Origin of the sequence: Myxococcus sp. AB025B (assembly GCF_006518215.1) — a bacterium.
In the GTDB taxonomy this organism is placed as follows: Bacteria; Myxococcota; Myxococcia; order Myxococcales; family Myxococcaceae; genus Myxococcus; species Myxococcus fulvus.
Genome location: NZ_SRLW01000376.1, coordinates 1 through 8,184, shown reverse-complemented (window position 1 = coordinate 8,184; position 8,184 = coordinate 1). Strand labels below are relative to the sequence as shown.

Below are 8,184 nucleotides of genomic sequence, written 5' to 3'. Positions count from 1 at the left end.
GAGACAGGTTCGACCGCTCGGTGACGCGACAGGCGGAGGTGCTGGAGGCCTGGATGGAGCGCCTGGGCGTGGTGGACGCGGCGGTGGTGGGGCACGACGCGCGCCCTCGCGGATGGCGGCGATGGAGTGGGTGGCGGAGAAGCCGACGGAGCCGGGAGTAAGGGCGGTGTTCGCGGACATCGTGAAGACGGTGGGCCCGCCGGGGGTGCCGGGGGAGTACCGGGCGCTGGCGTGCTGGCCGGGATACCTGGAAGCGGCGTGGCGTCGGCTGAAGCCTCGAATCGGGGACGCGTCGTACCAGCAGGCGGCGGAGGTGCTGCGTGAGTCCGCGAGGCGGCGAGCGCGAGAGCTGCCGTACGTGGTGACGCTGAGCCGCCAGCGGGTGATGGCGCTGGGGGAGGACGCGGACGCGGTGCTGAAGGTGACGGAGGACCTGGAGCGACGAGGCACGGTGTTGCTGCTGAACCTCTCGCAGCTGGTGCAGGACGTGCCGGACATGCTGCGCCAGCCGATGCCGGGCGCCGCGAGGCTGGTGCCGGACTGGGTCGCGGCGGAGGAGCTGCGATGAGCCTGCGCGATGCGTGGGCGGTGGTGGCGTCTCTTGCTGACACGCGCGGCGCCGCGGCCCTGCCTTCAGGAGACGCGGTGATGGCATGGGCACTGGCCGCGCCGCCTGGTGACGCGGTGAGTGACGGACCCGGTGGTGGCGGAAGCACCGCGATGGGCTGTCGTGGTGCGAGGAAGGGATGGTCGTGCCTCTGGATGGCGCAAGCCGCGACGAGGTGCATGACGGAGCCGATGGCGACGGAGGAGCAGCGATGAACTGGCGCGAGTGGCAGGGGCGGCAAGAGGTGATGGAGTCGGGTGGCCACTTCGTGAGCTACGTGGACTGGGGCAAGGGGCCGCCGGTGGTGTTGCTGCACGGCATCCCGACGTGGAGCTATCTGTGGAGCGGGCTGGCGCGAGCGCTGGCCGCGTCGCACCGGGTGCTGGTTCCGGACCTGTTGGGGTACGGCTTCTCCGACCGGAGAGACAGGTTCGACCGCTCGGTGACGCGACAGGCGGAGGTGCTGGAGGCCTGGATGGAGCGCCTGGGCGTGGTGGACGCGGCGGTGGTGGGGCACGACGTGGGAGGCGGCGTGGCGCAGCAGCTCGCGGTGCGCTACCCGCGGCGCGTGAGTCGGCTGTGTTTGATGGACAGCGTCTGTTACGACGCGTGGCCGCTCGCGCTGATGTCGCAGCTCGGCACGCCGGGGATGGCGAGGAAGCTGTCACCCGAGCGGATGACGAAGCTGCTGCGATTGGGGCTGAAGAAGAAGGGCTTCGTGAAGGCGCAGTCGGCGGAGCTGCTGGAGGGGCTGCTCGCGCCCTACACGACGGAGGTCGGCTGGGTCTCGCTGTCGCGCAACGCGGTGGCGCTGAACACGAACCAGACCCAGGAGCTGGCGCCGAAGCTGGGCCAGCTCGCGGTGCCGACGCTGGTGATGTGGGGCGCGGAGGATGGACTGCTGCCCGCGAAGTACGGCGAGCGCCTGGTCTGGGACATCCCGGGTGCGCGGTGGATGCAGGTGCCGGACGCGGGGCACTTCGTGATGTGGGACGCGCCGCACACGGTGGCGATGGAGCTCTTCCGTTTCATCGAGGGCGCCTCTCCGGTGAACCATGCCCAGGTGCGCACGGTGGCGGAGGAGCTCTGGGGCACAGAAGCGCCCGTGGCCTGAGTCGAAGCGGAGGGGCGAGTGTGTTGGTGCTCGCGCGCGGAGCGTGCACGCGCTAGAGGGCGCGGCATGCGTGACCGAATCCAGGCGGTGCTTCGCCAGCTGGCCCAGTCGTCCGAGCTCGAGGCTCGCTGGCTGCACACCCTGTCCCTGATGGAGTTCATCGGCGCGAGGAAGATTTCGCGCACGGTGGCGGACCGGCATCCGTCGTTGAGCGTGCTCGAGCACCTGGCGGACGAGACGCGCCACGCCTTCGCGTTCAAGCGCCTGTCCGCCGAGCTGGCGGGGAGCGAAATCACCACGTTCCTGTGTCCGGAGGGCGCGGGCCGCTATTTCCAGGCGCTGGACCACGAGCTGGCGAAGTGGGCCACGTCGTACACGGGCGCGCCGGACGTGTACCTGCACTACCTGCTCACGACGACGGCCATCGAGCGTCGCGCGATGGTGCTCTATCCGCTCTACAAGGCGGCCACGCGCAGCCTGAGCGTGAAGGAGGAGCTGGGTCGCGTCGTCACGGAGGAGCAGGGCCACCGGCGCACCATCGAGGACGCGTGCGTGGCCCGGCTCTCCGCGGTGGGCGCGTCACTGGACGACGCGCTGGCGCTGGAGGAGCGGCTGTTCGGGGCCTTCATCGAGGAGCTGGAGCCCGTGGTGGCGAGCGAGCTGTCCGCCCTGCCCGTGGCCCTGAGCGCCACGGGCGCACCTCGGACCTATTCCGAATCCGAGGCCTGAGCCGCCGCGTCGTCCTGGGTGAGCACGAGCTTCTGCTCGTGCCACCGCGCACGCAGGTTCCGAGCCTTGCGCGCGCGCTTGCGACTGAGCTCCACGCCGATGGCCTCGAGGCCCATCGCGTTGGCCACGGCGAGCGCGGTGCCATGGCCGCAGAAGGGGTCCACGACGGTGCGCGTGGGGGTGTGCTCGAGGATGAAGCGGCACGCGAGCTGACACGCCTCCACGCCCATGCCGCGGGTCCACGTGACCTCGCCCGCGTCGGGGAGCACATCGGCGGTGGACTTCCCCAGGTCGACGCGGATGCCGCGAGAGAGGCACAGCATGTGGGAGTACGCGGGCCGACCGAAGGTCACGGTGCCGGGGGCGCGGCGACAGACGACCTTGTGCCAGAGCAGCCCCAGTCCCGACTCCTCGGCGGCGCGCGAGACGAGGTAACCCTTGTCGACCCAGAGCCCCGCGTCCTTCACATCCGTCTGGTAGAAGATGGCCACGCCGTCATCGGGCACGCGCGACATGACGAGCGCGGCCGCGCGGATGAACCACGCCTTCCACTCGGTGAGGGACAGCGTGGGGAACTCGGACGCATCCGGGAGCGAGGCCACCGCCGAGCAGCCCGTCAGGATGGGTTGCGCCGCGAGCCACGTCAGCGCGTCCTCGCAGTGCACCGTTCGCCCGGCCGTGGTGTGGAGCATCCCCTCTCGTTATCACTCCACGAGCCAACCTCACACGTACCGGCGGCGAATGCCTACATGGGAATGTTGAGCCACTCCCGGGTGTCCTGACTTGCTTTCGCTCCCGCACATTAATTCAATGCTGCTTTATCCTTTTCGTCCGGAGAGACGACATGCCCACGATTTCCGCAACTGACGGGACTTCACTTCACTACCGAGTCATCGGTGACGGGCCGCGCACGGTGGTGTTGGTGCACGGGTGGATGGTGTCGGGTGCGGTGTGGGACGGGCTGGTGGAGCGGCTGGACCTGACGGGGTTGCGGCTGGTGATTCCGGACGCGCGAGGCACGGGGCAGTCGGGCAAGGCGGCCGGCGGCTACACGCTGGAGGGCCTGGCGAGGGACGTGCTGACGGTGGTGGACGCGGTGGGTGCGGAGCGCTTCACGGTGGTGGGGCACAGCATGGGTGGGCAGCTGGCGCAGTGGGTCGCGTCGGAGGTCCCCGCGCGGGTGGACGCGCTGCTGCTGCTCAACACGGTGCCGGCGTCGGGATTGCCGCTGCCTCCGGACGCGGCGGGGCTGTTCCGCACGTCGGCGGGAGACCGCGAGAAGCAGAAGACCATCCTGGGGCTCGCGTGCAAGAAGCTGCCGCCGGAGCAGTTGGAGGTCTTGTTGAAGGACGCGGGCGCGGTGAGCGCGGCGTCGATTGAGGGCGCCTTCGATGCGTGGACGAAGGGGGGCATCCAGGAGCGGCTGGCGAGAATCACGGCGCCGACGTTGGTGGTGTCCACGGATGACGCCTTCCTGCCGCCAGCCTTCTTGAGGGAGGCCGTGGTGGCGCCCATCCAGCGTGCGCGCATGGCTCACATTCCGGGCCCCGGTCACTATCCGCACGTGGAGCACCCCCAGGAGACCGCGGCGGTGTTGTCCGCCTTCCTGGCCGGCTCCGCGCCCGCCTGATTCCGGCTTCGAGGGAGGCATCACGATGGCCTGGAGCATGTCCTTCGACTACGACGCGCCGAACGATGTCGTGACGGCGAACTTCACGGACTGCGTCCTGGTGAATGAGGAGGATGTCCTGCGATGGCGGCGTGAGGTGGAGGTGCACCTCGCGCGCTACGCGGGCTCGGGCAAGGTGGACCTGCTCATCAACCTGGATGGGTTGGTGGTGAAGTTCACCGCGGGCCGGGTCTTCGGCAAGGAGCGCCGCGAGGTGCTCGAGCGCTACACGCACCGCTCGTACCGCTTCGGTGGTGACGAGATGACGCGCATGTTCGTGCTCACCAGTGGCGCCATCAACGGCGCGGCGGTGAACCACTACCTGACGCGAGACGAGGCGCTCGCCGCGCTGAAGGCCGAGCGCGAGGCCTTGCGTCAGCGGGGCCCGTCTCCGTTCGGCGGTGGCTTCATCGGCGGCAAGGTCTGAGGCGCGAGGGCCCGCGCCCGGCGCATCACCTGTCGCACCGTCCTCCCAGCACCCATGGATGGACGCTGGGAGGACGCTCCCCGTGGGATGTGTGTGTCATCGGCCTGACGAGGACCTGCCTCGTGGGGAGGTGTGGGGCAGGAGCCGGGCAGGCGGTCCTGGTGGGGAGCGTGGCCGGTTGCTTGGGAGGCCGCGTGCTTGCCGATATCGTGTGGCACCCGACATCGCTGAGAGGACGTCACCATGAACCGAGCGAACTCGATGCGCCTGGCCCTGCTCGCTGGCGCGCTGGTGCTGTCCGTGGGGTGCCATCTCGAGGAGCCCTTGGGGGTGAGCCCGGAGGCCACGGGCTCGCTGCGCGTGGTGACGGTGTTGCCGCGCTCGCTGCCATTGGACCAGGTGGCGAAGGTGGAGGTGACGGTGACGCCGACGCAGGGCGAGCCGGTCTCGACGGTCCTCGAGGGCGCGGGTGACTCCTGGGGCGGACTGATGAGGAGCCTGCCCCCGGGCCGCGTGGGCACGGTGAGGGCGCGGGTGCTGGACGCCGCGGACGGGGTGGTGGGAGAGGTGAGCGTGGCGGACGTGGAGCTGGAGAAGCACCGTCCCGCGCTGCTCGTGCTGGTTCCCCATCGGGTGAATCCCTCGTTGGGGAGCACGGCGCCCATCATCGATGCGGTGGTGGGCTCACGCGCCGCGGTGTCTCCGGGAGAGTCCATCCGGTTCCGGGTGGTGGCGCGGGGCGCGGAGACCTCGGAGACGCTGACGTATGCGTGGGAGGCGGTGGAGGGACAGTTCACCGACAAGGGTGTCTCGGATGCGGAGTGGACGGCGCCGCTGCGCCGCGGGCCGGATGCGTTGACCTTGAAGGTCATGGGGGCGCAGGGGGCGGTGTCCACGCTGCGGTTCTCCGTGGACGTGGCGCTCGGAGGTGGGTGGGGAGCTGCGCACGAGGCCTCGCTGGAGCGCGACCCGGTGGTGACGGAGCTGGGCGCCCGGCCGGGCTCCCAGGTGCGAGTGGGCACGCCGGTGGAGCTGGAGGTGACGGCGGTGGATGACGATGGGGACCTGCTCTCCTACGCGTGGACGTCCACCTGCGAGGGCGAGTTCGAGGACGCGACCTCACCGACGACGCGCTTCACGCCGATGGAGGCGCCCCAGGTCGCGTGTGACAATTGCCAGTTGAGCGTGAGGATTTCCGACAACGCGACGAGGGCCTCGCAGGTGCGCTCGTTGAATCTGTGCGTGACGAACCCCCAGCCGCCGACGCTCACGGAGGTGACGCAGTCCTCCGAGGACGCCTTCGCGGGGCAGATGGTGCGGCTGTCCGCGTCCGCGACGGACCCGCAGGGGGAGCCGCTGACCTTCGCGTGGACGGCGAACACGGGGCTCCTGGGGAACATGGCGCGAGGGGCCGGAACGGGCTCGGCGGACTGGGTGATGCTGTCCTGCGCCCCGAGGGATGTGACGCCCACCATCACGCTGACCGTCACGAATGCCTCCGGGTTGAGTGTGACGCGAGTCCTGGTGGTGGAGTGGGAGGACCTGTGGTGTGACGAGCATGCGCCGTGTCCGGCGGTGTTGGGAGCCTCGACGGTGACGTTGACGGCGGATTGCACCACGGCGCAGACGGTGTGGATTCCGGACGGGTACACGCTCGACGGTGGCGGCCACGTGCTCACGGCGGTGGACCCTCGCGACGGCCGCTTCCGAGGCGCGGTGTTGAGCAGCCTGGGGACGACGGCGCATGTGAGGGACGTGACGGTGGCGGCGCGAGGGTTGTCGGAGCTGACGTGTGACGCGGGCTCGGCCCGGCTGCGCGGCATCCTGTTCGACGGCGCGAGCGGCTCCATCCTCGACAGCGTGGTCCGGGACGTGAACCAGAAGGAAGGGGAGGGGGGCTGTCAGGAGGGTGTGGCCATCGAGGTGCGCAACGCGCGCGACGCCGAGTCGGTGACGCACGTGGAGGTGCTGCGCAACCACGTGGTGGGCTACCAGAAGGCGGGCATCGTCGGCACGGGCAAGGTGGAGCTGAACCTGGAGGACAACCGTGTCGAGGGCGGTGGGCCCGTGCCCTTCATCGCGAGGAACGGCATCCAGTTCAGCGACGGGGCCACGGGGCGGGCCACGGGCAACCGCGTGACGGGGCACGCCTACACGGGAGACTCCGCGGTGGCCTCGGGCATCCTGGTCGCGGGCGGGGCGTACTACGGGTTCGCGCTGTGCGAGGACATCGTCCTCTTCGAGAACACGGTGGAGGACAACGACGTCGGCATCAATCTGTCTCAGGGAGAGGCGGGCGGAGGGCCACTGGCGGTATCGACCCGGCTCCAGGTGTCGCGAAACACCGTGACCCACCGCGGGCCGGTGACGAACGGCTATCCGTACCAGGCGGGCATCTCCGACCTGGGGGGCGCCAACGCCATCAGCCAGAACAAGGTGAGCGGGCCCGGGTATGACCGAGGCACGCAGCCTGGGGCCACCTTCGATGTGGACGTGGTGGCGGGCGCGGCTTCCCAGCTCTTCTTCATGACCCCGGCGCGAGAGACCGCGGTGGGCCGATGCTCGGAGGGTCTGGTGGTGCAGAGCCAGGACAGTCGAGGCAACCTGTCCGCACTTGCGGCCCCCTCGCTGACGTTGGAAGGGACGGGACCGGCGGCGGCGGGGGTGTCCCTCTTCGCGGATGCGACCTGTACGACGCCGCTGGCGACCTCGGGAGACGGGTGGTCGCTGGTGCTGGAGAGGACGCAGCAGGAAGCGACGTTCTATTTCCAGGCGGCGCAGGTGGGAGAGCTGACGCTCACGGTGAGCGGGGACGGCGTGACGGGCTCACAGCTCCAGCGCGTGCGGTGATGCATCGATAGGGAGCGGAGGCTCCCAGTCTCCATGTAGGTGCATGGAGTAGCTGGAACGGGCGTCCGAGCCAGTGGGACAAGTAGACGACCCAAGGCTCGTTCTCTTGGTTGGGCTCACGCCGAGCTCCCAGGGTCGAGCGTTTCCGAGGCGTGGATTCAAGGACGGCGCCCGGTGGTTCACGGTCGCAGCGGGAGTTCCTCCAGCAGGTTGGCTGGAGCCGTGCCCGGGTGAGATCCAACGGGGGACGGGGTGGGGTGGAGAAATCCGACGCGCCCTGTCACGAAAAGTTGATGCGTTTCCAGGATCAGTGGTACATGCCGCTCCCCCGCAACGAAGCCGCGCACTGGCGCGGAGCACTTCGTGGTGGGAGCAGGAACATCGACGGAATACAGCGGTCAACGAAGCGAGTTGACAGGAGACGCGGCGGTGATAGAAGCCGCGCCCCCGACGAAGAAACCCGAGCGGTAGGCGGGCAGGAGCGGCGGGGTGGTCAACGAAGCAGCAGTTGACACGGGATGCGGCGAAGAGGTAGAAGCCGCGCCCCTCCGGAAGAAAGCAGCGGAAGCCACTGGGCGGCGCTGGGGACTTCGGGAGAGCAGCAAAGAAGAAAGCTGAAACTGAGTGGTTGACAGCGGACGCGAAGATGAAATAGAAGGGGCGCCCCGCTGACGCCGGAAAGAAGTCGAAGGCGGACGCAGGGTAGCAAGAAGTCGCGGTGGAGACAAGCGACTCGGTCTTTGAAAACCAAATAGCAAGCCCAAGAAGAAGAGAAGGATTGCGGAAAC

At 69.2% G+C, this 8,184-nt stretch carries 7 protein-coding genes; 6 read left to right on the top strand and 1 reads right to left on the bottom strand.

The features are described from left to right. From FL311_RS38170 to FL311_RS38160, 3 genes are all read left to right on the top strand, one after another. A partial coding sequence (locus tag FL311_RS38170) for a hypothetical protein (protein ID WP_228557350.1) occupies window positions 1-568 on the top strand: 568 nt, incomplete at its 5' end. A 250-nt stretch (window positions 569-818) separates the two neighbouring features. After that, the gene (locus FL311_RS38165; protein ID WP_194869539.1) at window positions 819-1,721 is read left to right on the top strand and encodes an alpha/beta fold hydrolase; all 903 of its coding nucleotides are present in this window, start codon (window positions 819-821) and stop codon (window positions 1,719-1,721) included. 66 nt (window positions 1,722-1,787) lie between these two features. Further along, window positions 1,788-2,450 carry a hypothetical protein gene (locus FL311_RS38160; RefSeq protein ID WP_141332583.1) on the top strand — a complete coding sequence of 221 codons (663 nt, stop codon included), beginning with the start codon at window positions 1,788-1,790 and terminating at the stop codon, window positions 2,448-2,450. Here FL311_RS38160 and FL311_RS38155 read toward each other — a convergent pair. Further along, a complete protein-coding gene (locus FL311_RS38155) occupies window positions 2,429-3,142 on the bottom strand; it encodes a DNA methyltransferase (protein ID WP_141332582.1) in 714 nt (237 codons plus the stop codon). The genes FL311_RS38160 and FL311_RS38155 overlap by 22 nt on opposite strands. Window positions 3,143-3,294: 152 nt before the next feature. On the opposite strand from FL311_RS38155, the gene FL311_RS38150 reads away from it, so the two are divergent. From FL311_RS38150 to FL311_RS38140, 3 genes are all read left to right on the top strand, one after another. Beyond that, entirely contained in the window at window positions 3,295-4,080 is a 786-nt protein-coding gene (locus FL311_RS38150; protein ID WP_141332581.1) for an alpha/beta fold hydrolase, read from the top strand. A 25-nt stretch (window positions 4,081-4,105) separates the two neighbouring features. Then, entirely contained in the window at window positions 4,106-4,546 is a 441-nt protein-coding gene (locus FL311_RS38145) for a hypothetical protein (RefSeq protein WP_141332580.1), read from the top strand. Window positions 4,547-4,789: 243 nt separating this feature from the next. Beyond that, a complete protein-coding gene (locus FL311_RS38140; protein ID WP_141332579.1) occupies window positions 4,790-7,396 on the top strand; it encodes a right-handed parallel beta-helix repeat-containing protein in 2,607 nt (868 codons plus the stop codon). The last annotated feature ends 788 nt before the right edge of the window (window positions 7,397-8,184 follow it).

What these genes read in the sequence shown, in the direction of transcription:
- FL311_RS38165 (WP_194869539.1), top strand. Translation starts at nt 819, where the DNA reads ATGAACTGGCGCGAGTGGCAGGGGCGGCAAGAGGTGATGGAGTCGGGT.
- FL311_RS38160 (WP_141332583.1), top strand. Translation starts at nt 1,788, where the DNA reads ATGCGTGACCGAATCCAGGCGGTGCTTCGCCAGCTGGCCCAGTCGTCC.
- FL311_RS38155 (WP_141332582.1), bottom strand. Translation starts at nt 3,142, where the DNA reads ATGCTCCACACCACGGCCGGGCGAACGGTGCACTGCGAGGACGCGCTG.
- FL311_RS38150 (WP_141332581.1), top strand. Translation starts at nt 3,295, where the DNA reads ATGCCCACGATTTCCGCAACTGACGGGACTTCACTTCACTACCGAGTC.
- FL311_RS38145 (WP_141332580.1), top strand. Translation starts at nt 4,106, where the DNA reads ATGGCCTGGAGCATGTCCTTCGACTACGACGCGCCGAACGATGTCGTG.
- FL311_RS38140 (WP_141332579.1), top strand. Translation starts at nt 4,790, where the DNA reads ATGAACCGAGCGAACTCGATGCGCCTGGCCCTGCTCGCTGGCGCGCTG.